A 23,868-nucleotide genomic window follows, 5' to 3' on the forward strand; every position below is an offset into this window, starting at 1 on the left:
TCTTCGAAGTATAAACAATCTCAAAAACAGAATCAACACCCGAAATCAGGCTAGGAATGAGCAGCTCGCCAAGCATTGAGCTGCTTCTGTACTTCAATTCGCACCTCATTAATTCCTGCTTGTTGAAGCTCCTGATTAAACTTCGGCAGCACCGCATCCACGTTTACGCTGCCGGTCATCAGACTTGGAAAATACTTCTCCCAAACCATCTGAATGTTCTGCACTTGGATCGGTACGCGGGACAAGTCAGGCGTAAAGCCGAGCGTACTCGAATTGACCGCCTCCCGATTGCTGGCACGGAACTGATTCCATTTGTCCGGCGGATCCGGGTATTCGCCGCCCATCGTTTTCAAAATAAACCAATTGCCTTGGGTATACTGCACGCCCCCATAGCTTGGCTGCGCCCCTGGGATCGGTTTGCCGTCGCTGTCCTCGGGAGGCTTAGGCACCACCTGACCGTTACGATCCAGCGTGTAGTGCACGCCTTCAATGCCGAAGTTAAAGAGGTTGCGCACCTCGGGATCTGTGTTCAGCAGATTAAGGAACTTCACGCTCTCGACGGGATGTTTCGTATCCACGCTGACGGCCATAACCCCGCCGCGCATGGATTCCGTCGTGATCAGCGCCGGTGTTACCGGGTAAGCCACAAGCTTATATCCGCGATCTTTACTCCAGCTGTTCTCCGAGAGAGGCCCGCCTCCGGCTGCTTTCCAGAACACCTTCACGCCCCGCTTCAGCCCTTGGCTTTCGCGCATGCCGGCATCTTCATTGATATACCCCTTCACATAGTAGCGCCGAAGAATATCGAGCACCTGCCGGGCTTCTTTCGTTTCGAATATATTTACAACCGGGGAGCTCGGATCCAGCACCCGCACCATCAGCGGAAGCGTCTTCTCCGATACATATTCGAAACCGTCCAAGGCGAAGAAGTTCTGTGAATCCTTGTCGAGCTCCATCGGCTGATAATCAGGTTCCTTCTCCTTGATCATCTGGAACAACGGTTCAAGGGAAGCGAGCGTGGTGTATTTGGAAATATCGATCTTGTACTTCTTCACCAGCTCATCCGGGTACATCCACTGGTCACGTACCGCTAACTCCTTATTAGTCGGCACACCATAGATGCTGCCATCATCCATTCGCACGCCTTGCCAGAACTTCGGATCGATGGCATCATACATATCCTTACCCACATTTGATAAATAATCATTCAGCTTCAGCCATGCGCCGCGCTGTGCATAGGTGGTGTATTCCGGCGCAAAAGCGATATCAAACGGCGTGCCCGCAGACACGAGCGTGTTCAGCCGATCTTCATACTCCTGCCAGCCCACCTTAATATAAGTGATCGTCACGCCGATTTTCTTCGCCAGCACCTCGTTGATCTTGTCGTTGACCATTTGCAGGTCCGCGTCGGGGTCTCCGATGGTGTAATAGATCAGATTCACCGTATTGCCGGGAATTGCGTTATTCTTGCCGTTACCGGATGAGGAGAAACAGCCGGATACAAGCAGCATCAGCATCAGGACGAGCACGAAGGCGGCAACGAGGCGACTTGGATTCCGTTGTTGTCGTCGCATCACGGTTCTATTCCTTTCTCCGCAAATCCGAGGGCGATTTGTCGAAATAAGCATGAAAATGAGAGTAAAAATAGTTCAGGTTCGGATATCCCACAGAAAGCGCGATGCTGACGATCTTCTCGTCCGTATTCTGAATGCGTTCCTGGGCTTTGAGCATCCGATAAGCCATGAGATACTCCGAAAACTTCTTATGCGTCTCCTTAAGAAACAACTGCCCAAGATACGTCCCATTCATGCGAAAACGTTCTGCAACCGATTTCAAATTCAGGTTCTGCGCATACTCCGCTTTCACAATCAACAGAATGCGATTGGTCAGCTTGGACAAACTATCGTAACGCACGCCGAGCACCGGATCGATGTCCAGATCATCGCGATCCGAACCTTCGATGGTGCCGTGCAGATCCTCTACGATAATCTTCTCCACCAATTGCTGCAGCTTCGTCCGGTCGACGGGCTTGAGCAGATAGTCCTTGGCGCCGCAGCGGATGGCCTCCAGTGCGTACTGAAATTCGCCATAGCCGCTCATCATGATATATTTTGAAGGAAGACGCAGTTCATTCAGCTTGTGGATGGCGTCATACCCGCGCTGTTTGCCGATGCACACATCGAAAATAGCCAGGTCAGGCAAGAATTCCACCGCCTTCGAGATTGCGCCTTCATACGTTTCGCTTGTCTCTATTTGGCCAAAGCCGTATTTCTCCCAATCCAGCGTTCGTTTCACGCCCTCCAGAATCTGCGGCTCGTCATCTACGATCAGTAGCTTGTACATCGAATGTAGCCTCCTTGGATAGGAATACACCTATTTTAACGCCCGCTTCTTCATTGTTGTCGATGGTCATCGAAAACCCGGCCCCATAGAAGAAGTGCAGTCTTGTATACACGTTACGTAAGCCAATATGATCCGGCTCGGCATCGTCGCCTCTGGCAAGCTTGTTCCTGATTTCGGCCAAACGCTCCTCAGGGATCTTGTTGCCGTTGTCCATAATCTCCAGCACGAAGCGGTCTTCTTCCTCCCAACCGTTAACGATCAGCAGGTTGAACTCGCTCTCGGGGTTGAAGCCATGGATGAAGAAATTTTCCGCCAGCGGCTGCAGCCAGAATTTCACGGTTGGCAAAGCTAACAGCGGCGGTTCCACGTTAAGCTGATAATAAAAGCGTTCCGGATATTTAAATTCCATGATTTTCAGATACTTCTGAAGCAGGTTTAGCTCGCTGCCGAGCGGAATGATATTCTCGTTCTTCACGATATCCCGGTACAAGGCCCCCAATGTGGCGATGGCGTCGGATGTGTAGTCGGCACGGTTCATCAGCGCAGAGGAACGAATAACCTCGAGCGTATTATATAGAAAATGCGGATTGATTTGATGCTGAAGCGCTTTCATTTCGGTTTCCTGCTGCTTAAGCTTGAGCAAATAATTCGTTTGAATATGGCGGTCGAGCTGTTGGATCATATCGTCCAGCTCGCGCGCAATCATGCCGTATTCGTTTCTACGGTAGCGCGCCGGGTTAACCAGTGTAAAATCAGCCGTTTTCGCGCGTCCGATCGACAGAATAATCCGCCGCAGGAAGTTTGCGTCCTCGCGCAGGTTATACATAATGAGCAGCAATACGCTGATCATCGCAACCAGCACGATTAGGAATACGATGAGCAGTACGCTCGCTTTCTGACGTATAAGCGGAGCCATATCTACCATGCTGACGAACCGGTAATCAAACTCCGTGGAGTTGAAGGACACGAAGTACACCGCATCCGCAAAGCCCGTCTTCAGAAACCCATGGCTGCGTCCGTCCGCCACGATTCTGCGAACCAGCTCCTCTGTGTTTCGGCCGTTGCCGGCGACTTGGTACACCTCTCCGGAAGCGCTGATTGCTGCCGCTTCGCTTAGGTGATAGTTCTGCACCGTCTTGAATATGCGGTCGCTGCTGACCAAGAATCGGAATTCGCCCAGCTGACGGGCGATCTGGTTCGGATCGGAAAGCTTCTTATGGTAGACGAAACCGCGCTGGATGGTCTCGCGGAACTTGGGATCCGTATTCGGCAAACGGAATTGAAAGCTCGTATTTCCGTTGCTGTCGAAGCTCACGACATTACCCTCAAGCGAGGTATGCAGGCTGATTTGAGTAATGTCTCCCTTTCCCCCGTTGCTCAGAAAGGATTTAATGTCCTCGGGAAAAGAGACAAGCGGTCGATTATAATGGCTGTTCTGCAGTCGGCTCGTCAGATATCCTTCTGCGGTATTCCCCAAAAAGCTGCGCACATCGGATACGAGCGCGCTGTTGGAATACACCCGCTGCATGAAGGCCTCGATTCGGTCGGCATCATATTGAAGGGTATTCTCCACACGAGTGAACGCGCCGTTCGCTTCATTGCGCGAATTTCCCACCCATTGATCCAGCAGTACTGCGCAAGTGAGTGCGCCGATCGTCAAGCCGATGAACACCACAAATACCGCATATGCAATGAATTTGCCGCGATAGATCTTAATTTGCATAAATGAAAGCATGCGGCGTCTCCTTTGCAGTAAGGCTTTTGTCGTACCCACTCTCAACCTTATAACGTAGTTGTCGTATAAAGCAATCAGGTATTTCGTGGCAGAAAACCCGAACGGCTATCTCCGTTCGGGTTTTCTGTATGACTTTTACTGTAGATTACTTGCTGTGGCTTATTTGAAATAGCTGTTGATTTGCTCTTGAGCGGCAGCAGTAATGGCATCCATGCCGGCTGCTTTCAGTTCAGCAACGATCTTCGGTACCATGACTTCCGGATCAGAAGCACCCGTCATCAGCTCATAACGATATTTGTCCCATACCGCTTTCGTGTTGGACACTTCCGTGCCGAGCTTGCTGATGTCCAGAGCGAAGCCTAAGTTCGTGGACGAAGTCGCTTGATCGTTCAGCTTGCGCACTTGATCCCATTGATCTACCGGAGCGCCTTTCGTTACGGCCAGGTCGAAGAACGTACCTTGCGTATAAGCTGCCAGCGGCCAAGTATCTGTTTTACGCTCAACCACTTTCTCGCCGTCTACGTTATCATAGTCGACACCCAGCTCGCCGAACGCCAGCATATTGCGCAGCTTGGGATCAGTATTTACCAATTGCAGATATTTCAAAGCTTCTGTTTTATATTTCGAGTTCGCCGAGATTGCATTCAGAGAGCCTTGGATGGTGCTCGTTGTATAAATTGGGCCGAAGATTTGGAACATGTCGTACTTCGCAACGCCCTCTGTGATCTGCCAGCCTGCTTCCGCACCCGGGAATGCCTGTGCCGCGAAGAATGGGCGCGCCTTGTCCGCTTCCGTCTTCGTCGGCGCATCCGGATTGATGATGCCGTCTTTGTACCATTGGTGCAGCAGCTTCAGACCGTCCATGATGTCCGGCTGCTCGAGCACGGAGACAACTTTGCGGGAAGCATCGTCGACTTTAACGCCGATTGGCGGAAGACCAAGCGTCATATCATCGTAGCCGTTGAAGAATCCGTTAAATCCGTCGCCTTGCGTGAGTGACAGCGGGTAGAAGCTCTTGCCTTCGCCGGCCTTCATGTCATGGAACGGTTTGTCGAGATCTTTCAACGTCTTGATGCTGGCGCCGTCGATTTTATATTTCTGTACATACTTATCGTCGAACACCCAGTATTGGGTCAAAGAAGAGTCCTTGTACGTCGGTACGGCATAAACTTTGCCGCCGATCTTCGTTCCATCCCAAACTTTCTCGGGGATGAGCTTGTAGAGATCAGGCGAATCGCTCTGTACGGAATCGGTCAGATCGGCAAATGCGCCTAAGTTAACTTGCTGACTGTACTTGCTGTTGTTCGTGAACATGATGTCGAAAGGTTCTCCGGTGTTTACGATGGTGTTGATCTTCGTATCCCAGTCGCCCCAGCTGGCTACCTTAATGTCAACTTTAACGCCGATCTTCTCGGCCGTGTATTCGTTCATCGCTGCGATGGCTTTGTCGAAGTTGGCAGGCGTTTGGCCGCCAATCGTCCACCATACCAGCGTAGGCACTTCACCCGACTCAGCCGGCTTGTTCGCTTCTGTCTGTGTGTTAGAAGGCGTGTTGTTGCTTGATTCGGAATTGGAGTTCGAATTACCGCAGCCCGCAAGAGCGGTTGTCGTCAGGAGTGCCGCAGCACCGATGGCAAGCAGTTGCTTCTTTGTTTTTTTCATAAAACATTTCCTCCCTTTGATTGCTATCTTTGTTTCCGCCGACTGACTGTATCAGGCGGCAGCTATCATAAACCGGACTAAGCCAGGTTTATTTCGGATTAACCTTTAACAGCGCCGACCGTCAGACCGGAAATGAAATATTTCTGGAAGAACGGGTAGGCAACGGCAACGGGAACCACAATGACGATGGCCACGGCCATACGCGCGGATTCCTTAGGCATGGTGGCGACAAGCTCCGCATAGCTGATCCCCATGCTGGAAGCATTCTTCGCCAGGGCGTCCACGTTGCTCATCAAGCTGTTCAGCAGCGCTTGCAGCGAGTACAAGTTCTGATTGTTGATGTACAGCATGGATTGGAACCAATCGTTCCAATAAGAGAAGCACAGGAACAATCCGATGGTGGCCAGAACCGGCAGCGAAATCGGCAGCACGATGGAGAAGAAGATGCGCAGCTGGCTCGAGCCGTCGATCTCGGCGGATTCAATCAGAGCGTCCGGAATGGTGCTTCTGAAGAACGTTTTGCAAATGATGACATTGAAGGAGGAGACGGCCAAGGGCAGAATGAGCGCCCACACCGTATCTTTCAGGCCCAGCAAGTTAGAGTTGATATAGTAACTGGATACCAAACCTCCGTTGAACACCATCGGGATAAATACGATCCAAGTCAACAGCCCGTTAAGCTTGTAATTCGGCCTCGAAAGAACATACCCCATCGAAGTCGTAAGCATCACGCCAAGCACCGTACCGACGACGGTAACGAGCACGGAGATGCCGAGCGCCTGACTAATCATCTTCCCTTGCTTCACGATATAGTGGTAAGCCTCTCCGGAAAAAGCGGTCGGAATGAGATGATAACCATCGTTACGGATGGAATCCTCGCTGGCCAGCGATACGGACAGCACCACTAGAACAGGCACGAGGCAAACCAGCGCCAACACAATAAAAATCAAATTGAAACTGATGTTAGTGGCGGTCCCGATTCGGTTAAACTTGTCGAGACCGCTTTCATATTTCACTCTTGTTTTCATTTCCCGCTCCTCCTTTACATCATTGCGCTCTCTCGGTCTACACGACGAACGACCCAGTTGGCAATCAGAATGGTCACACAACCCATCACGGATTGTACGAAAGCGGAAGCGGAAGCCATACCTACCGTAGCGGTCTTAAGCTGCTTATAGACGAGAACGTCGATGGTAGTCGCTACATTGAAGAGCGAGTTGGAATCCCGCGGCACCTGGAAGAACAATCCGAAATCCGTATAGAAGATTCGCCCTACAGCCAGAATGAACATCATCACGATAACAAGCTTCATCAGCGGCAAAGTAATAAATCGCGCTTGCTGCCATTTGGATGCGCCATCGATTACGGCGGCCTCGTAATACGTGCTGTCGATGCCGGTGATGGTCGCCAAATAGACAACCATGCCGTAGCCCAAGCCCTTCCATACGTTCATGAAAATCAGAAAGTACGGCCAATATTTTGGCTCCATATACCAGTTCACGGGATCCTTGCCGAGGTCTGCCAGGAATTGATTGGCGATCCCTTTATCGAAGCTCAGAAACGCCCAAACAATGGCGGATACAACGACCCAAGATAAGAAATAAGGCAGGAACATCATCGTTTGATAAATTTTGCCGGCCTTGCTGCTGTGCAGCTGACCGATCATTAGCGCCAATGTGACGGGTACCGCAATGCTCAGAATGATGAATATCAAATTGTACCCCAGCGTATTGCGCATCACGACCCAAGCATCGTTCGACTTGAACAGAAACTCAAAGTTTTTGAAGCCGGACCACTCACTGTTTATGACGTTGCTGAGAAAGCCACCGTGTATCTTGAAATCTTTAAAGGCAATAATGAGACCGAACATCGGTAAGAAACAAAACAAGATATACCAAATGGTCGTCGGCAGGGCCAGAAACGTCAGTTCCGTATCCTGCGTGCGCCAGCGTGTTCGTAAGCGTTTACGTCCGCTCTTCATGTCCATGTTAGCCACTCCTTCCGTTTGTTCATGTTCAGCGTGTAGGCGCTTTCAAACTAACTGATGTCATTGTATAGAATATTGGAGACCCCATTCCAGACAACAAACATAAGACCGCAGTCAACAAACGTTAGGTTTTGGGGGTGAATGTGCAAAATAAAAAGCTTTCAACCGCCAGCATTTGGCGGATTGAAAGCTTTTTACAAATTGAGCTAAATTGTGGTGCCGGTTATGAACCGATTTATGCCGCTACGTCCCGGCGCGTAAACGCCAGCCACGAAACAAGATTGAACACGATAAAGTAAATGACCAGCATGATGATGGAGAAGGAAAGCGTCATCCCATCCTGATACGGCCGCCCCTCCAGATACTGTGCAAGATTCAGGTTCGGAAACAGCACATACTTCGCCCAATCATAACGTTGAATAAGCTCCATCAATATAGCTCCCGCGAACAAGGCGAAGATCGAGAACCCGATTGCCATCGCGCTGCTGCGGAATGCTGATGAGATCATGAACGCGATCGTGACGTACATCACGGTGGATACGCCGTTCAGCAAATAGGTTTTCCACAGGTTAAGAACCATGTTCCGCTCGAAGATGTCGCCGTTCGAATCCAGGCCGACCATCGGCAAGCTCATATCGCCGAACTTATACAGCAATCCGTTAATCAACACGGATACAACGAACAGCACGATTAACAACAAGATGCCGAACAGAATCATGGATACGTACTTGGAGATGAGAATTTTCAACCTACTGGCGGGACGGATGAGAAGCAGCTTGATCGTCCCTGTCGAGAATTCGCCGGCCAAGCTGTCTCCGGCAATAATGACGGTGAACAGCGTAATCAAGATCACTAATGTAGCGGAACCGTTAATGCCGCTCCACATCGTGCCGTCTTCCGGTCTGATATTATGCTCCAGCCGATAATCGATAAGTGCAATTTGATTCTCATAATATTTCTTCGTTTCTTCGCCTGTTTTCGGATCGTCCAATTCCTTCACCATGGAGTCCTTCTGCTGCTCGACTTGTTTCTGCCACGTATCGGAAGTGATGTCGTTGTCGTAATACCACTCCACGAGACTGGCGGTAAACACGACCGCTATCATGAATCCAACCATGATCCAAGTTCGCCAGCGGCGGTAGACTTTCATGTTTTCGTTCTGAATTAAGTTAACCAACCTGCTCGCCTCCCGTCATTTCCAAGAACCGATCTTCCAGCGACACTTTAATTGGATGTGCGCCGTAGACATCGATTCCGCTGCCCATTAAGTACGACAGAATGCGTGGAATCCGTTCCCGACCGGTTACGATTTCCGCGCCTCCCTCAACACGCTTCACTTCTTTGACGCCTTCCATCTGCTTAATTGCCTCCACCGCTGCATCGGTAAAGTCGGCTTCAATGAGATAGGACTTGCTTTGCTCATCGGAGCCGATAAATTCATGAATCGGTTTGATATCCACCAATCTGCCTTTCTGCAAAATCGCCACGCGATCGCACATCAGCTCCATCTCGGAGAGCAAGTGGCTGGATACAATGACCGTAATGCCTTCAGTCCGCGTCAAATACCGCAAGTAGTCGCGCAGCTCGCGAATGCCCGCCGGGTCGAGTCCGTTCGTCGGTTCATCCAGGATGAGCAAGGACGGATTGTGCAGCATCGCTTGAGCGACGCCCAGCCGTTGGCGCATCCCGAGGGAATACTTCTTCACCTTATCGTGAATGCGGTCTTCCAGCTTCACCAGCTTGACCACTTCGTCAATTCGTTCCTTTGTCACTCCGGGAACCATACGTGCGTAATGAACCAAATTACGATAGCCGCTCAGAAATTTGTACATTTCCGGGTTCTCGACGATCGCGCCGACATGGCGGATCGCTTGCTCGAATTCGTTCTTAATGTTATGCCCTTGGATGAATATTTCGCCTTTGGTGATCGACATCAGTCCAACCATCATACGGATTGTGGTCGTTTTGCCGGCTCCGTTGGGACCGAGAAAACCGAATATTTCGCCTTTCGGCACGTCAAACGTCAAATTATCAATGATCGTCGTCTTGCCGACCTTCTTGGTCACGTTGCGCAAGCTTACGACTGGCGTGTTGCTCATGGTTGTGCCTCCTCTATTGGGGAATGAATGATCACATCTCCGATACTTGCCGTAATGTCGACTTTCCATTTACCTGTACCGGTTGTACCTTTTAAATTCGTCTTGCGTTCGTTGTCCGGGTCGTCGCTTACAAACGGCAGCTTGGTTAGAAGGTTGCCCTCGTTTACCTCAACGTTATAGCTAAATCCGCCGTCCTTTGGCAGAACCACATCCGTCGTGCCGGATCGGGATACGACTTTGATGTCACCGCGAATGCCGTCCAACCCAATATCACCGTCAGTTCCGCTCAGATTGACGTTGCCTGAGATGTCGCTGACGTATAAGAGGCCGCCTTCGGTAACTCCGCTAACCGCTCCTTGAACGCGGCGGATAAACTGCTTCCCGGACCTGCTGTCAAGGAATACATGGCCTTGAACATCTTCAATCGTTGCAGTACCCGACTGATTATTCAGCTTGATATTCCCGTTAATCCCAGACGCATACACATTGCCGTATGAACCGTTAACGATTACGCTGCCGGCAATGCCTGCGAGCTCCACCAATCCGCCTTCTGAGGCCACTTCCGCATCTCCGCGAAGGCCTTCAAGCCGAATGGATTCTTCTTCCGCATGAAGTCGAAGCTTAATGCCGTCCGGCACGAGCAGCGTATAGGCGATGTCGTAATCGTCATGATCAAGCGTTTTTCCGCCGGCCATTGCAGCCAGCGTAACCTTACCCTTTTCATTATGCTGCTCCATGTTTAGCGCCTCGTTCTTTCGATCAGCTGCCTCTGCGTCCGATGCGGACACGGTAACCGCATAGTGCAGGCTGACGTTGTCGCCGGTGGCCCGCTGCACCGTAATCGGGCCATTCGTGCCGGAGAGCTGAAGCTCCCGCAGCCCTGCCCCTGTATCGGCAATTTCAAGCTGCCTCTCGTACGTCTTGGTCACGCCATGGTCAGCTTGCTGACGTGTCCGCGTTTGCGCCTCGTCTTCAAATTGTTCACCGAAGCGTTCGAGAGGCTCCTCTTTGCGAATCCAGATATCCAGGATCATCGCAATGAATAGGACAAAAACGACGGAGAGAAGCATCGTTCTCTTGGAGCGCAGCGTCATCTTCATACCTCCACTTCCCGTTCAAAAATATAGCCGTTCAACCAAGTTAGACCGACAATAATGAGGGCTAAAACGATAAACGGTCCGGATTGCACAAACGATCCATCTTGGCCTTCGCCGCCAATCCATATATCCGGCGTGAAGCTGAGCAGCGCCGACAAGAACGGGCTTACCCGAAGTGTAGCCCAGAGCGCCGTGACGAAGGCGATCAGAACGACAAGCCACTTCAATCGCGCCACGAGCTGCCCGCATAAGAATGCGAACTGCACGACAACGACCGCGAATACAGTAGTGGACACGTAGAGCAAGAAACTGTACAGCAGCAGGTTAAGCAGCTCCGGCTTGAAGCTCAGCACTTCGTAGTCGGTGTGCCATTTGTCCCACTCGGCAATAAGGAGCGTCACCGAGAAGCTTGCTGCGATCCACAGCATGACCCCAATTAACAGCGTTATTGTAGCCGCAAGCTTCGCCGCCAGTACTTTCCATCCACGCACCGGCAAGGAGAGCAGCAAGTAGATGGAATTCGATCTCCACTCCGTATGCAGCTGGTAATACCCCACGCCGATCGTAATCGTCGCAATAAAGATATAAGGGAGTAACAGCGATAAAATCGTCAGAACGCTATCGTCCCATAGGTTCCTCTTGAATAAGAGGAAGAAATCCATCAGCAGGACCGCGACGGAGAAGACGCCGTACAATGGCCAAGCACTCTTCAGCTCTTTGCGGAATAAATTGCGGAATGCCATTACACGTACACCTTCTCCCATATGTTCTCGAGTGAACAGCCAAACTCGGCTCGCAGATTCTCCGCTGAGTCGTACAGCTTGATTCGGCCGCCTTGCAGGAAGATCACGTCATCGAACATCGGCTCAGACTCTTTCACGGAATGAGTCGACAAGACGATCGTCTGCTCGCCGGATTCAAATTCGCTGGCGATGGAACGGATGATCTTGGCGCGTGAGGAAGGATCGATACCCGAGAACGGTTCATCAAGCAGTACTAGCGGCACGTCGCGGGATAACGCAGCAATCAGCTTTAACCTTGCACGCATGCCTTTGGACAAGCTGCGCACCTTCTGGTTGATGTCCAGCTCCATCTTCTCGAGCATATCTGCCGCTTTGTCCGCGTTCCAATCGTCATAAAAGCCGGAAATGAACCGCAGCGTTTCCTTCACCGTCATCCAGCCATACAAATTGTCGATCTCCGGCAAATAGGCGATTTGCGATTTGTTCCGAACGTCCGGCTGTCTGCCGTTCACGAGAATGCGGCCTGACGTCGGATAGATCATGCCCGCCATCATCTTGAGCAGCGTCGATTTACCGCTTCCGTTCGGGCCGAGCAAGCCGACGATTGTTCCTTTGCGGATTTGGAGGTCGATTCCGTAAATCGCGTGTTTCAACAAGTATCGTTTATGAACGCCCTGCAGCTCGGCAATATTCCGTTGTTCGATAGGTTCATTCATGCGCTAAGCCTCCTCGCCCTCGTATAATTGCTTGCGAAGCAAGTGCTCCGTCTCACCGGGATCGACGCCAAGGCCCCGCATCTCCTCAATGAATTGGCGTACCGCCGCATTCGCCATCTCCGCTCGTATATGCAGCAGCAAAGCCGGGTCGTTCTTGATGAACGTACCTTGGCCGCGCAACGTTTCCGTCAGTCCTTCCCGCTCCATCTCTTGATACGCCCTTTGCACCGTATTCGGGTTAACCTGCGACATCTGAGCCCTTTCCTTCAGGGAAGGGATCTTGTCTCCCGGCGCCAGCTCACCCCTGACTAACGCCTTCTTGACCTCGTCCACCATTTGCAAATATATCGGTTTCGGGTTGTCAAAATTAAGTTGCATGTCCGACCCTCCTATAGACCGCGAACCAGTGCACTACTGAACTAGTGTACTGTTAATATAGTTGGAATTCGAGATGTTTGTCAATGGCTATGTTTTTTTGCGTCAAAAAGCCGCTTCCTATGCGGGAAGCGGCTTTAAACAATCGCGATATGATGGTCATCCGTATTGGGTTAAGGTCAGCTGAATTAAGTCGCCAACACGAACGCCAGGGCAACGAGTGCAGGCAAACCCTGCACCGTTAAGATGGATTTCTTCGCCGTTACGCCTCCATAGATGGCGGCAACGAGCACGCAGCAGAGGAAGAACAGTTGAATCTGATGTCCGACCGCGGCATCGGGATGGAACAATCCCCAGAACAAACCCGCCGCTAAGAAACCGTTGTACAACCCCTGGTTGGCGGCGAGCGACTTCGACTCTTCCGCGAACGCCTTCGAGGTACCGAATGCCTTTAATGCTCTGGGCGTCGTCCACATAAACATCTCCAGGATTAAAATATAAATGTGCTCCACTGCGACAAGCGCAACCAATATAGCAGCTATAATCGTCATTTGCGTCTTCTCCCCTGTCCTTATGGCGGTAATACCTTATATATACCTCTTCCCGCATGCCGGAACAAGCACTAAATTGAAACAAAAAGAGCGCCACCTAAACGGTGTGCGCTCTGCACCATCTGCCCGATTATGCGAGATCCCAGTAGAACGTAATCGAAACTTCGTTGGCATTGCCCGCAGCATCTGTCAAAGTACCGGATACAACCAATTGATAAGGGTCGTTGCCAAGGAGCTTCAAGTAGCTAACGGATACACCGTCACCTTGATGATCCAATTCGCCTAATTTAGTGATTAGATTCAAGGATGATGCAGTTCCTCCGACAAGCTGCTGCGTAAAGGACAGCGAAGGATAATCCGACAGTTCCACATTTTGAATGGAATCAATCGTCAATGTCGCATCTTCGTTCGATGTGATCGTTCCTGCAGTCAGGTAACCGCTTAATATTGTAATACTGCCGTTGTTGCTGTTAATAGTTACATTGTTGCCATTTACGGTCGCTCCAGTCAGGTTCGGCGCGATATCATCCGCTTTAATTGTTAATGTGACTGTGCGGGAGTTGCTGGAACCGTCTCGAAGCGTACCTGTGATGACCAGCCCGTCGTGGTTTGCATCAAACTGATTAAGCAGCGCCATGGATACGCCGTCATCTTGTGGATCAAGCGCTGCAAGCTTGCTGATCAGGTCGAGCGTGTTCGAACCGGAAGCTAGGGATTGAGACAACGATAACGACGGATAGTCCGTCAAGTTGATGCCTTCAATTGCAGTAATGATCAACGTCGAAGCTTCGCTTACGCTAAGCGTTCCCGCGGTCAGATACGCGCTGCTCTTAAAGCTAATCGCACCGTTTACGCCATCGGAAACCGTTACGTTCCTGCCGTTAACGGTAGCTGCCGTGATACTCGGCGCGGTCGTATCTCCATTGCTCGTTGGCGTTGTCGGCGTTGTTGGTTTATTCGCTTCTTCTTGTTCTTTCTTAATCACTTCATAGGCTTGCTGACCGCCATATGCACCAACTACAAGATCAGAACGGGTAGCGAGGTTCTTTCCATCGCTTCCTTCCGGAAGGATCTTATTGGCCACTGCTTTGCTAATGGCATCCGCATACCAAGGCGTACCGCTTATGCTTACGGATTGACCTAAACCTTTCACTAAAGCTGTAGCTAATTGTCCCAAAGTGGCATTATCAGCGGGATTAAAGGTGTTGTCTCCCATTCCATTGATGATTCCGGCCTTCTTCGCTGCTTCAATATAGGCAATAGCCCACGCGTTAGAACCATTTTCCCCGCCCACGTCACTAAACGACGAAGTCTTGATGCTGTTGTCGACCGGGATTTCATAAATTTTAGTTATTATTTTGGCCATTTGTGCCCGCGTCATGTTCTGATCGATTCCGAAGGTGCCATTACCAACACCATCAAATATACCTTTGGCCAACAACGCATCGATTTTAGCCTGGAGAGCTGCATCCAATCCCGCCAAATCTTTAAAATCAGCCGATGTCTTTGGGGCTGAATCTGCTGCATTTGCAACTAAGCTTGGTACGAGCAAACTTACCGCCAATGGCAGAATAACCCATTTTGAAACTTTCTTCTTCATCAACAAACGCTCCTTTAATAATATTTAGTAAATTATTCTAGCATTTATTTCGGCATATCCATCCGTTTTGTTTAGCTTATTTCGACAAAAAAAGACACGGCACCCAATTCGGTACCGTGTCTGCCACGTTGAAAACACATTTATACCTCATAGTTGAAGGAATCTACTGCCTGAATATAAGGCGTCCATTCTCCCGTCGTATACACCAGAAGACGATGCATGGCACGCGTACATGCCGTATAGAAGAGCTTGCGCTCGCTTTCCCGTTGGTAAACCGACGATGAAGCGTCGTAAATCATCACGGCGTCGAATTCCACCCCTTTCGCGAGGTAAGAAGGGATCACCATCATCCCCTTCTCGAAGATAGGCGTCTCCTTCGTTACAAGCCGCAGACCCTGACAGCCATAAGAAGAAAGGCGTTCATAGGCTTCTCTGCTCTCGGCAGCTGTCTTCGTAATAATAGCGATGGAACCGAAATCCTCGGCCTGAAGCGCCGCCAGGTCCGCCGCGATTCGCGCCGTCCGCTTGTCGTCACTGTCCAGCCGAATAAGGAGAGGTTTTCTTCCGCTCCTCTCGAAGGGCACGATCCCCTCGCCGCCCGGCAGCAGCGACCTGGTGAATTCCACGATTTCGCGCGTTGAACGGTAACTGCGGGATAGCAGAATTCGGCTCGTTTCCGCATCGCCGTAAAGCCTGCGCAGCGGCGACTCGGCTTCGTGCAAATTCGTTGCCTGCGTGAAGATCGCCTGCCCGAAATCGCCCAGCACGGTCATGCGGGCGCGCGGGAACAGATTCTTGAGATACTGATATTGGAACATCGAATAATCCTGGCCCTCGTCTACGAAGATATATCGAACCATCGTGTTCACCCGAGAACCCTCAATGAGTTCTTTCAAGTACAGATAGGGTGTCGCATCCTCATAATACAGCTCGCGTCGACTCAACTTCTCCTTCGTCTGCTCACAGATTTGCGGCCAATGCTCGGGCACCTCGGCAGCATTCGTCATGTCAAGGAAAACGGCGGCATGCTCGTTGAACAATTGGGTGTATATGCCCTGCATATCGATAAACGACATACTTTTCACGCTTCGTCTTAACGGCTTGAAGGCCTCTTTCACGACCATGCGGCTGAGCAGCTCTTCCTCTTGTTCGGCGAAGCTGAAATCAGCTTCATCTCCGCGACGCTTCTTCGTAACAAATTCCTGCACCTTCGCATATTCCTCGGCAAAATCAAACACACCGCGATCCTTGTGCAGCTCACTAAACGCCTCCGCATACTGCTCGTTGTCCAGATATTGCAATTCCTCCTGAACCCACGGCGCGGATCGCTCCAGCTTCTCCAGCACGTTCAGTTCCTTCATTAACCATTCCTGCAGCAACGTTATCCGGTTGGTCAGGCGAATCGAGGCGTCGTAACTATAAAATTGGGACTTTATCCGATCTCCGGTAATTAATACCCGATCGCGGAATCGAATTCCGTTAAACCGCATCCCTTCCTGCCCCAGCCATGACGCATAGCCGTGGAGAGCCTGAAGGAACGCTTCCGACGACTTATATTGAATGCCGCTCATACGAGACTCATACCCCGGCGTCGAATCTTCGGTTAGCACATATTCAAGCTGGTCGAAGGGATCCTCCAGTTTATAGTTTGAGCCCAGCCAATAGTCCAGATATTCTTGGAAAGTCGTCTGCTGCATGTTCTCCTCGCCCAGCTCCGGAAGAACCGTAGACACATAACTATTGAACATCGGATTAGGCGAGAAGAGGACAATCTGATCGGCCGTCAGCTTATCGCGATGTTTGTACAATAAGTACGCCACCCGCTGCAGCGCCGCAGAGGTTTTCCCGCTGCCTGCTACACCCTGCACAATAAGCATGCGGCTTTTATCATCGCGGATGATCGTATTTTGCTCCTTTTGGATCGTCGCCACGATACTCTTCATCTGCGTATCCGCTCCCTTGCCGAGCACCTGCTGCAGCAATTCGTCGCCGATCGTTATGCTGGAGTCAAATAAATTTTGGATCCGTCCATCGCGGATTTGGTATTGCCGCTTCTTCGTCATGATACCCGTAATTGCGCCACCGGGTGTTTCAAAGGAAACCTCTCCGGGAGAATAGTCATAATACAAACTCGCAATTGGCGTACGCCAGTCATACACTAAGAAACTCATGCCATCCGGTTCGACGAAGGAGGACACACCTATATAAACCTGTTCGATCAGATCCTGATCCGTCTCTTGAAAATCGATTCGCCCGAAATAAGGAGATTGCAGCAGTCGTTTCACGCTGTTCCATTTCTGCTGCAGCTGCCGGTGGCTGCGCTCCCGTTCCGATAACACGGCTGCCTGCTGCTGAATCGTGAAGAACGTCTCTTCGAAATCCTCATGGGTACTCGTATTCACCGTAACTTCTTCCCAGAATCGCTTACGGATGTCGGCCGCTTGATGACCCAGTTGATCCACTTTAGGCTCAAGCTCCACGAGTGCCTCACTGAGTTTGCTCATCGTCAGTTCCAGCCGCTCTTGTTCATTCTCCCAATCCTTTGCGTGTATCATCCTACTCAACACACTCCTTTAAACAATAATTTGGAGAAGCAAAAGAACATTTGACAGAACGTAATTCCCTGTGATAAAATTAAGGTATAAGTAAGATGCAGTATCTATGACTTATTACATAAATCTGCAGAGAATTCTTTCATTATAGCATGTTGCTTTTGGGAGCACAATTGGTGATTACGAAAAACACCCCGGGAAAATTTCCCGGGGTGTTTTTATTTACAGAGCGGGTTAACAAAAAGCCACAACGACTCACGCCGGTGAGTATGTTATGGCTTCTTGAACTATTCGAAAACCGGGACCGACTCCACATACGACTCTCCGGGTCTTCCGCTTGTATAGTTAATTGTACGATCGATCATATTCACTTCGTAATACTGCACACCCGCAGCTGCCATATCCCTAAGAAACGCTGAGAAAGGAGTCCTATGCTGTTGATGATGCGCTAATCCTCTCTTTACGGCATCAGCTTGATACTGCTCCGCTACCTCGAGGGTTGAAACTGACGCCGAATCGGCTTCGTCGTACTGGCTGTCTGCCCCCATATATACGATGTTGTCGTTCGCCACGCTTGTCCGATAGGAAATGACTCCGGCTTGGAGTAATGCCTGGAACGTTCTCGGATAGGGCCATCTTTCGCTTTTGGACACCATGCTAATCCGTTTCACTTCTTCAATATTCATAAATAACTTCTCCTTATCCCAACTTACTTGGCATCCATGTCTTGTCCGGTCACGAACGTTTTGTAATCAATTAATGGAATGGAAACTTTGAATTCTGTTCCCGACGCATCGCTTTTCAGTATTTCAATATATCCACCGTGCGAATTTAAGATACGCTGCGAGATGGATAATCCGAGCCCCATGCCCGTGTCCTTCGTTGTATGGAATGGCGTAAATATACGATCCCATTCCTCGCGAGCGACCCCCGCGCCTGTGTCCGCGAAAATGATCGTGCCTTCATTGTTTTTACTGAAGATTGTAATTTTAATAACCTTCCGTTCTTTTCCTTCCATAGCCTCGATACTATTGTTGATTAAATTCGTAAACACTTGCCTCATTTTATCTTTATCCATGCTCGCGGCCATCCGTCTCTGCTCGCTCAAATCCATGATGACGTTCTTCTCTTTGATTCGGATTGAAGTTAACACTAACGCTTCTTGTATGACTTCCATAATATCGGTGTCTGCTCTGTTAATTTTACCGCTTTTAATAAATTGATCGTAATTGGTAATAATGCTGCTCATATGAGAACCGGCAACCGTAATTTGGTTAACCATGCCTTTGGCTCTGGGGTCGAGCTGCTCGTTTTGGGTTAACAGTGCCGAATAGCCGTTCACAACCGTCAGAGGATTACCGATTTCATGAATTAGACCGGACGTGTTGATTTCAATTTGCTCTTCCTTGGCTTTGCGTTTCAAGATTTGCGAGGTTTCCCTTATAATCTTTGTACTTAGCCGAACAAAAATAAAGAAAATGAAGATGGAGAAAAACATGACGGCAATTTGACTCGAATAAATGAATGTCCCCGCCTTCAGGTTGAGCACGCCAATCATATAGGTAAATAAGAAGGTCAGACTAAACGAAGTCAGAAAGCTTCTTAAATAGTTATCCGATATTTTTCGGCTTGAAATGAGCGTTAGTACGATACTGACAATCAAAAGTTTGATATGGTTTACAAACAAGGCCCCCCATTCCCCGTATACGGGATAGAGGATGGTTGTCGTACCGCCGGGAATGGTTATCAAGCCCGTTACGCCATAGGTCGTCCAATTGACCGCGTAAATAAACAATGACCACGCACCATAGATGCCTAACGTGTACTTATTGATGATCCAGTTCATCCACTTTACGTTCTCTTTGATTTGATACTTTAGCGTGACATAGCCCACATATAAGAATGCCACGGGAAGCATAATCGAACCGATCCGCAACAGCTTGAACAGGACCAGTATACCGGCTTGGTCCAGGATATCGAGGCTGTATAACACGCTAACGTCCAATTGCCACAAACACATAAAAACCATAAACACTAACATCGCGTTCGTTAGTTTGGTTTTAAACAACATTTTACAAGCGATTCCTAAAAATAACGGCACTAAAGACATCGCTGCCATGAGTATAAAATTCATATCGTAAACGAGCCCACTTTCAAAGCCGGATGATGGAATTGCGATCTGAGTTATTGACATAATATCATATTTATCGAACAACCGAACAAAAAATAAGAGCGCCCCCCAAATAGGGACGCGCTCTTTATCTTCTATGAATGAAAATCAATAAGTGCATGGTCCGCTGCTGTATCGATTAGGCAAGGTCATAACGATCTGCATTCATTACTTTCACCCATGCCGCGATGAAGTCGCGCACAAATTTTTCTTGGTTATCGTCTTGTGCATAGACCTCTGCAACGGCACGCAGCACGGAGTTCGAGCCGAACACGAGGTCAACGATGGTTGCGGTACGTACGACTTCTCCCGTCTTCCGGTCACGGCCTTCGTATACGACGGAATTAATCGGCTTCCATTGCAAGCCCATATCCAGCAGGTTAACGAAGAAATCATTCGTGAGTATCCCTTCGCGATCGGTGAATACGCCATGTTTGGTTTGACCGAAGTTGGTGCCCAGCACGCGCATGCCGCCTACAAGCACCGTCAATTCCGGTGCAGACAGGTTCAGCAGCTGTGCCTTATCCACGAGAAGCTCAGCCGGGCTGACGCTGTACTGCTTCTTCTGATAGTTGCGGAACCCATCGGCTACCGGCTCCAGCACGGCGAAGCTCTCTACATCCGTTTGCTCTTGCGTGGCATCGCCGCGTCCGGAGGTGAAAGGCACCGTAACATCGAAGCCTGCATCGCGGGCAGCTTTCTCTACCGCAGCGCTGCCGCCCAGTACGATCAAGTCGGCCAGGCTTACTGGCTTATCCAAGCCGTTCTGAATGGCTTCCAGTGCAGAAATAACCTTCGCCAGCTGCTCCGGTTGGTTCACTTCCCAATCCTTCTGCGGAGCAAGTCGGATTCGGGAACCATTCGCGCCGCCGCGCATATCGGAGCCGCGGAATGTACTCGCCGAAGCCCAGGCGGTTGTAACCAGCTCGCCGACTGTCAGTCCGGCGCTTAGAATCTTCGACTTCAGATCTTCTACTTCTGCGTCTGTTAGCCCGGATTCGGCGGCTGCCGGTATAGGATCTTGCCAGATCAGCACTTCTTCCGGCACTTCCGGCCCCAGATATCTTGCACGAGGGCCCATGTCACGGTGCGTGAGTTTAAACCATGCGCGAGCAAAGGCATCGGCGAACTCTTCCGGGTTCTCATAATAACGCCGAGAAATTTTCTCGTAAGCCGGGTCCGTACGCAGTGCCATGTCCGCCGTGGTCATAATCGTCGGAACACGAACGGACGGATCTTCCGCATCGGGTGCCAGATGCTCCTCTGCAGGATCAATAGGCGTCCACTGGTTCGCCCCTGCCGGGCTCTTCGTGAGCTTCCATTCATAGCCGAGCAGCAGCTCGAAGAAGCCATTGTCCCACTGCGTAGGGTTCGCTGTCCATGCCCCTTCAATTCCGCTCGTGATGGTGTCGCGCCCTTTGCCGGAGCCATGCGTGCTCAGCCAGCCCAAGCCTTGTGCTTCAATCGAAGCGCCTTCCGGCTCCGCTCCGACAAGCGCGGCATCTCCCGCGCCGTGGGCTTTGCCGAACGTATGCCCGCCGGCCACGAGCGCTACCGTTTCTTCATCGTTCATGCCCATCCGTTTGAACGTTTCACGAATGTCGCGTGCGCTTGCAAGCGGGTCCGGGCTGCCGTTCGGACCTTCCGGATTCACATAAATAAGGCCCATCTGAACAGCGGCCAGCGGATTATCCAGCTCGCGATCGCCTTTGTAGCGATTGTCGCCCAGCCATTCCGTTTCAGCCCCCCAGTAGATATCCTCTTCCGGATGCCATACGTCCTCGCGGCCGCCGCCGAAACCAAATGTTTTGCCGCCCATGGACTCTATCGCGACATTGCCCGTTAGAATGAACAAATCCGCCCAAGAAATCTTGTTGCCATACTTCTGTTTAATCGGCCACAGCAGTCGGCGCGCTTTATCCAAATTGCCATTATCCGGCCAGCTGTTAAGAGGTGCAAAACGCTGCGTACCGGTTCCCGCCCCGCCGCGCCCGTCACCCGTACGATACGTGCCTGCGGAGTGCCACGCCATACGGATAAAGAATGGACCATAATGACCGTAGTCGGCCGGCCACCACTCTTGACTGGTCGTCATTAGATCACGAAGATCCTGTTTGAGAGCGGGATAATCGAGCTTCGCGAATTCCTCTGCATAGTTAAACGCTGCGCCCATCGGGTTCGTTTTCCGGTCGTGCTGATGAAGAATGTTCAAATTCAGTTGGTTCGGCCACCAGTTTCTGTTCGACGTGCCACTGGATGCAGGAGTCGTAGCGCTTCCATGATTGAACGGACACTTCCCTGCGTTAGCATTTTCCATATTCAATGTATCACCCCTAAAACTGAAATGAGTACTACATAATAATTATTCTAATTATAGTTATAAAGCTAAACACTGCAGAAATCAATTGTTTTTTTAGGCATTCTTCACGACAGGACTCTACCTAATTTATATGTCCCACCCCGCAACCCTATGTCCAATGGATGAAATACGGACAATCCCGCTTCCCCCCATTACCCGCTTAAGGTAACTTTTAAATAACCAGGTTTATTAAAAGTGCCTACTTCCTCAGCTGCGACACTAGGGGCTATCCTATCTAGTAGTGACTTATGAATTAGGGGGATGAACTCAATCATGAATATCGCTCTATGGATTATTCAAGGTGTTGCAGCATTGGGGTTTGTTTATTCCGGCTGGTTGAAGGCCGTTCAGTATGAGCAAGCCAAAGCAGCTTGGGGCTGGGTAAAAGATGTCCCGCGATCATTCGTATTCTTGATCGGGATCGCCGAATTAATAGGCGCAGTCGGACTTATACTGCCTCAAGCCACAGACATCGCGCCCGTATTGACGCCGATTGCCGCCGCCGCGCTGGCCGTGATCGTCCTCTGCGGTGCCCTGTTCCATATCGGACGGAAGGAATATCGGGAAATCGGCGTAAATGCCGTCTTCATCGCACTGGCTCTGCTTGTTGCATTCGGTCGTTTTTAGCTCCCTCATTGGGGAGTTTTTTATTTTCCAGAAAACCTGTAAAAGTGATAAGTATCTAGTGGTTTTGGATAACAGCGAATGGATGAACATGCTATATAATGGAGCTGTAAGCGATAACAACCTAGATCATGTTCTTATACATAAGTGATTATTATCCAAACACTGGGAGGATGGCACATGCCTAAACAATTGATCGCGGCAGCCCCGCGCAAAGCGGCGATTACGACTTACGAGGACCGTACTGTACTGCCGCATGAAGTGAAAGTGCGCATCGAACACGCTTCGCCGAAGCATGGCACCGATCTTGCGGGCTTCCGCGGAGAAAGCCCGCATACGGCCGATTATTTCGATGATAAAGAAGGCTGGAATCTGTTCTTGCCAAGAGATCCGAAAGACATGGAAACGGACGGCGGGTTCGGAAGGTGGAACCTCGGTAACATCTGGGTAGGCGTCATTACAGAAGCAGGCTCCGACGTCACGGAATATAAAGTCGGCGACCGTGTATCTTGCTATGGCGGCATTCGCGAGACGCATATCGTGAACGCGGTTAACAACTATTATTTGAAAAAGCTGTCCGAGGGCATGTCGTGGCAAAATGCGGTGTGCTTCGATCCCGCCCAGTTTGCGCTTGGCGGCATTCGCGACGCCCATGTCAGAGCGGGCGACCGGGTCGCGGTATTCGGACTTGGCGCGATCGGCCAACTCGCCGCGCAGCTGGCGAAGCTCGCCGGCGCCAGCTGGGTAGCCGTTATTGACCCGATCGCGGGGCGGCGCGAAGTCGCGCTCAAGAACGGCGCGGATGCGGCATTCGATCCCCTTACGGATGACGTGGGCCTCGAGCTCAAGAAAGCGACCGGCAAACTCGGCGTCGATGTGGTCTTGGAGACGAGTGCCAACGAATTCGCGCTTCAGCAAGCGCTCAGAGGGCTTGCTTACGGCGGCACGATCGCTTTCCTCGGCTGGGCGAGAGCGTTCAAGGGCGGGCTCGACTTGGGACGCGAAGCCCATTTCAACAATGCCAAGATCATCTTCTCCCGGGCTTGCAGCGAACCTAATCCAGACTACCCGCGGTGGAGCTGGCGCAGAATCGAAGATGTCTGCTGGGAGATCCTCTCGAGCAGCCGCATCAATTGCGAGTCGATCATCTACCCGGTCATTCCTTTCGAGGAATCGGCCGCAGGCTACGAGAAGTACGTCGATCAGAGTCCGGAGCAGAGCATCAAGCTTGGTGTCACGTTCTAATCCAAACACG

20 protein-coding genes and 1 pseudogene are annotated in these 23,868 nt (G+C 50.7%); 2 read left to right on the forward strand and 19 right to left on the reverse strand.

Features of this window, described 5'->3' with window-relative positions; all coding sequences use genetic code 11:
* Positions 1–50: 50 nt before the first annotated feature.
* The 19 genes and pseudogenes from I8J30_RS28580 to katG all read right to left on the reverse strand — a co-directional run bounded on the left by I8J30_RS28580 (position 51) and on the right by katG (position 21,947).
* Entirely contained in the window at positions 51–1,574 is a 1,524-nt protein-coding gene (locus I8J30_RS28580) for an ABC transporter substrate-binding protein (protein WP_240548457.1), read from the reverse strand.
* Positions 1,575–1,581: 7 nt separating this feature from the next.
* The gene (locus I8J30_RS28585) at positions 1,582–2,343 is read right to left on the reverse strand and encodes a response regulator transcription factor (RefSeq protein ID WP_091224740.1); all 762 of its coding nucleotides are present in this window, start codon (positions 2,341–2,343) and stop codon (positions 1,582–1,584) included.
* Positions 2,318–4,078: a sensor histidine kinase gene (locus tag I8J30_RS28590; RefSeq protein ID WP_210663899.1), complete on the reverse strand. Its 1,761-nt coding sequence runs from the start codon at positions 4,076–4,078 to the stop codon at positions 2,318–2,320. Before I8J30_RS28590 ends, I8J30_RS28585 begins: the two co-directional genes overlap by 26 nt.
* 159 nt (positions 4,079–4,237) lie before the next feature.
* Entirely contained in the window at positions 4,238–5,740 is a 1,503-nt protein-coding gene (locus I8J30_RS28595) for an ABC transporter substrate-binding protein (protein WP_210663900.1), read from the reverse strand.
* A 98-nt stretch (positions 5,741–5,838) separates the two neighbouring features.
* The gene (locus I8J30_RS28600; RefSeq protein ID WP_210663901.1) at positions 5,839–6,768 is read right to left on the reverse strand and encodes a carbohydrate ABC transporter permease; all 930 of its coding nucleotides are present in this window, start codon (positions 6,766–6,768) and stop codon (positions 5,839–5,841) included.
* 14 nt (positions 6,769–6,782) lie between these two features.
* The gene (locus I8J30_RS28605) at positions 6,783–7,727 is read right to left on the reverse strand and encodes an ABC transporter permease (protein WP_210663902.1); all 945 of its coding nucleotides are present in this window, start codon (positions 7,725–7,727) and stop codon (positions 6,783–6,785) included.
* A 235-nt stretch (positions 7,728–7,962) separates the two neighbouring features.
* Complete coding sequence (locus I8J30_RS28610) at positions 7,963–8,904, reverse strand: ABC transporter permease (RefSeq protein ID WP_210663903.1); 942 nt, start codon at positions 8,902–8,904, stop codon at positions 7,963–7,965.
* A complete protein-coding gene (locus I8J30_RS28615) occupies positions 8,897–9,826 on the reverse strand; it encodes an ABC transporter ATP-binding protein (protein WP_210663904.1) in 930 nt (309 codons plus the stop codon). Before I8J30_RS28615 ends, I8J30_RS28610 begins: the two co-directional genes overlap by 8 nt.
* Entirely contained in the window at positions 9,823–10,926 is a 1,104-nt protein-coding gene (locus tag I8J30_RS28620) for a DUF4097 family beta strand repeat-containing protein (protein ID WP_210663905.1), read from the reverse strand. Before I8J30_RS28620 ends, I8J30_RS28615 begins: the two co-directional genes overlap by 4 nt.
* Entirely contained in the window at positions 10,923–11,666 is a 744-nt protein-coding gene (locus tag I8J30_RS28625) for a hypothetical protein (protein WP_210663906.1), read from the reverse strand. The genes I8J30_RS28620 and I8J30_RS28625 overlap by 4 nt, the downstream gene beginning before the upstream one ends.
* Complete coding sequence (locus I8J30_RS28630; protein WP_210663907.1) at positions 11,666–12,382, reverse strand: ABC transporter ATP-binding protein; 717 nt, start codon at positions 12,380–12,382, stop codon at positions 11,666–11,668. The genes I8J30_RS28625 and I8J30_RS28630 overlap by 1 nt, the downstream gene beginning before the upstream one ends.
* A gap of 3 nt (positions 12,383–12,385) precedes the next feature.
* The gene (locus tag I8J30_RS28635) at positions 12,386–12,760 is read right to left on the reverse strand and encodes a GntR family transcriptional regulator (protein ID WP_210663908.1); all 375 of its coding nucleotides are present in this window, start codon (positions 12,758–12,760) and stop codon (positions 12,386–12,388) included.
* 185 nt (positions 12,761–12,945) lie between these two features.
* A complete protein-coding gene (locus tag I8J30_RS28640; RefSeq protein WP_210663909.1) occupies positions 12,946–13,308 on the reverse strand; it encodes a DUF1304 domain-containing protein in 363 nt (120 codons plus the stop codon).
* Between the two features lie 130 nt (positions 13,309–13,438).
* Positions 13,439–14,908, reverse strand: coding sequence for an S-layer homology domain-containing protein (locus tag I8J30_RS28645; protein WP_210663910.1), 1,470 nt, complete (start codon positions 14,906–14,908; stop codon positions 13,439–13,441).
* 140 nt (positions 14,909–15,048) lie between these two features.
* Positions 15,049–17,463: an RNA polymerase recycling motor HelD gene (helD, locus tag I8J30_RS28650; RefSeq protein WP_240548458.1), complete on the reverse strand. Its 2,415-nt coding sequence runs from the start codon at positions 17,461–17,463 to the stop codon at positions 15,049–15,051.
* A 284-nt stretch (positions 17,464–17,747) separates the two neighbouring features.
* The gene (locus I8J30_RS28655) at positions 17,748–18,146 is read right to left on the reverse strand and encodes a DUF1398 family protein (RefSeq protein WP_210663911.1); all 399 of its coding nucleotides are present in this window, start codon (positions 18,144–18,146) and stop codon (positions 17,748–17,750) included.
* 23 nt (positions 18,147–18,169) lie between these two features.
* Positions 18,170–18,709, reverse strand: a complete 540-nt coding sequence (locus I8J30_RS34320) for a sensor histidine kinase (protein ID WP_420831260.1) — start codon at positions 18,707–18,709, stop codon at positions 18,170–18,172.
* A gap of 33 nt (positions 18,710–18,742) precedes the next feature.
* A pseudogene (locus tag I8J30_RS34325) lies at positions 18,743–19,654 on the reverse strand (hypothetical protein); the annotation flags it as partial.
* Between the two features lie 115 nt (positions 19,655–19,769).
* Positions 19,770–21,947: a catalase/peroxidase HPI gene (gene katG / locus I8J30_RS28665; protein ID WP_210663913.1), complete on the reverse strand. Its 2,178-nt coding sequence runs from the start codon at positions 21,945–21,947 to the stop codon at positions 19,770–19,772.
* Positions 21,948–22,262: 315 nt separating this feature from the next.
* Between katG and I8J30_RS28670 the strand changes: the two genes are divergently transcribed.
* The gene (locus I8J30_RS28670; protein WP_210663914.1) at positions 22,263–22,616 is read left to right on the forward strand and encodes a DoxX family protein; all 354 of its coding nucleotides are present in this window, start codon (positions 22,263–22,265) and stop codon (positions 22,614–22,616) included.
* Between the two features lie 177 nt (positions 22,617–22,793).
* Entirely contained in the window at positions 22,794–23,858 is a 1,065-nt protein-coding gene (locus tag I8J30_RS28675) for a zinc-binding dehydrogenase (protein WP_210663915.1), read from the forward strand.
* Positions 23,859–23,868 lie beyond the last annotated feature (10 nt).

This window comes from Paenibacillus lignilyticus, from assembly GCF_017942085.1.
Lineage (GTDB): Bacteria > Bacillota > Bacilli > Paenibacillales > Paenibacillaceae > Paenibacillus_Z > Paenibacillus_Z lignilyticus.

Coding starts and splice junctions, on each gene's coding strand:
- I8J30_RS28580 (WP_240548457.1), bottom strand. CDS start 1,574: ATGCGACGACAACAACGGAATCCAAGTCGCCTCGTTGCCGCCTTCGTG.
- I8J30_RS28585 (WP_091224740.1), bottom strand. CDS start 2,343: ATGTACAAGCTACTGATCGTAGATGACGAGCCGCAGATTCTGGAGGGC.
- I8J30_RS28590 (WP_210663899.1), bottom strand. CDS start 4,078: ATGCTTTCATTTATGCAAATTAAGATCTATCGCGGCAAATTCATTGCA.
- I8J30_RS28595 (WP_210663900.1), bottom strand. CDS start 5,740: ATGAAAAAAACAAAGAAGCAACTGCTTGCCATCGGTGCTGCGGCACTC.
- I8J30_RS28600 (WP_210663901.1), bottom strand. CDS start 6,768: ATGAAAACAAGAGTGAAATATGAAAGCGGTCTCGACAAGTTTAACCGA.
- I8J30_RS28605 (WP_210663902.1), bottom strand. CDS start 7,727: ATGGACATGAAGAGCGGACGTAAACGCTTACGAACACGCTGGCGCACG.
- I8J30_RS28615 (WP_210663904.1), bottom strand. CDS start 9,826: ATGAGCAACACGCCAGTCGTAAGCTTGCGCAACGTGACCAAGAAGGTC.
- I8J30_RS28620 (WP_210663905.1), bottom strand. CDS start 10,926: ATGAAGATGACGCTGCGCTCCAAGAGAACGATGCTTCTCTCCGTCGTT.
- I8J30_RS28625 (WP_210663906.1), bottom strand. CDS start 11,666: ATGGCATTCCGCAATTTATTCCGCAAAGAGCTGAAGAGTGCTTGGCCA.
- I8J30_RS28630 (WP_210663907.1), bottom strand. CDS start 12,382: ATGAATGAACCTATCGAACAACGGAATATTGCCGAGCTGCAGGGCGTT.
- I8J30_RS28635 (WP_210663908.1), bottom strand. CDS start 12,760: ATGCAACTTAATTTTGACAACCCGAAACCGATATATTTGCAAATGGTG.
- I8J30_RS28640 (WP_210663909.1), bottom strand. CDS start 13,308: ATGACGATTATAGCTGCTATATTGGTTGCGCTTGTCGCAGTGGAGCAC.
- I8J30_RS28645 (WP_210663910.1), bottom strand. CDS start 14,908: ATGAAGAAGAAAGTTTCAAAATGGGTTATTCTGCCATTGGCGGTAAGT.
- helD (WP_240548458.1), bottom strand. CDS start 17,463: ATGATACACGCAAAGGATTGGGAGAATGAACAAGAGCGGCTGGAACTG.
- I8J30_RS28655 (WP_210663911.1), bottom strand. CDS start 18,146: ATGAATATTGAAGAAGTGAAACGGATTAGCATGGTGTCCAAAAGCGAA.
- I8J30_RS34320 (WP_420831260.1), bottom strand. CDS start 18,709: ATGAGCAGCATTATTACCAATTACGATCAATTTATTAAAAGCGGTAAA.
- katG (WP_210663913.1), bottom strand. CDS start 21,947: ATGGAAAATGCTAACGCAGGGAAGTGTCCGTTCAATCATGGAAGCGCT.
- I8J30_RS28670 (WP_210663914.1), top strand. CDS start 22,263: ATGAATATCGCTCTATGGATTATTCAAGGTGTTGCAGCATTGGGGTTT.
- I8J30_RS28675 (WP_210663915.1), top strand. CDS start 22,794: ATGCCTAAACAATTGATCGCGGCAGCCCCGCGCAAAGCGGCGATTACG.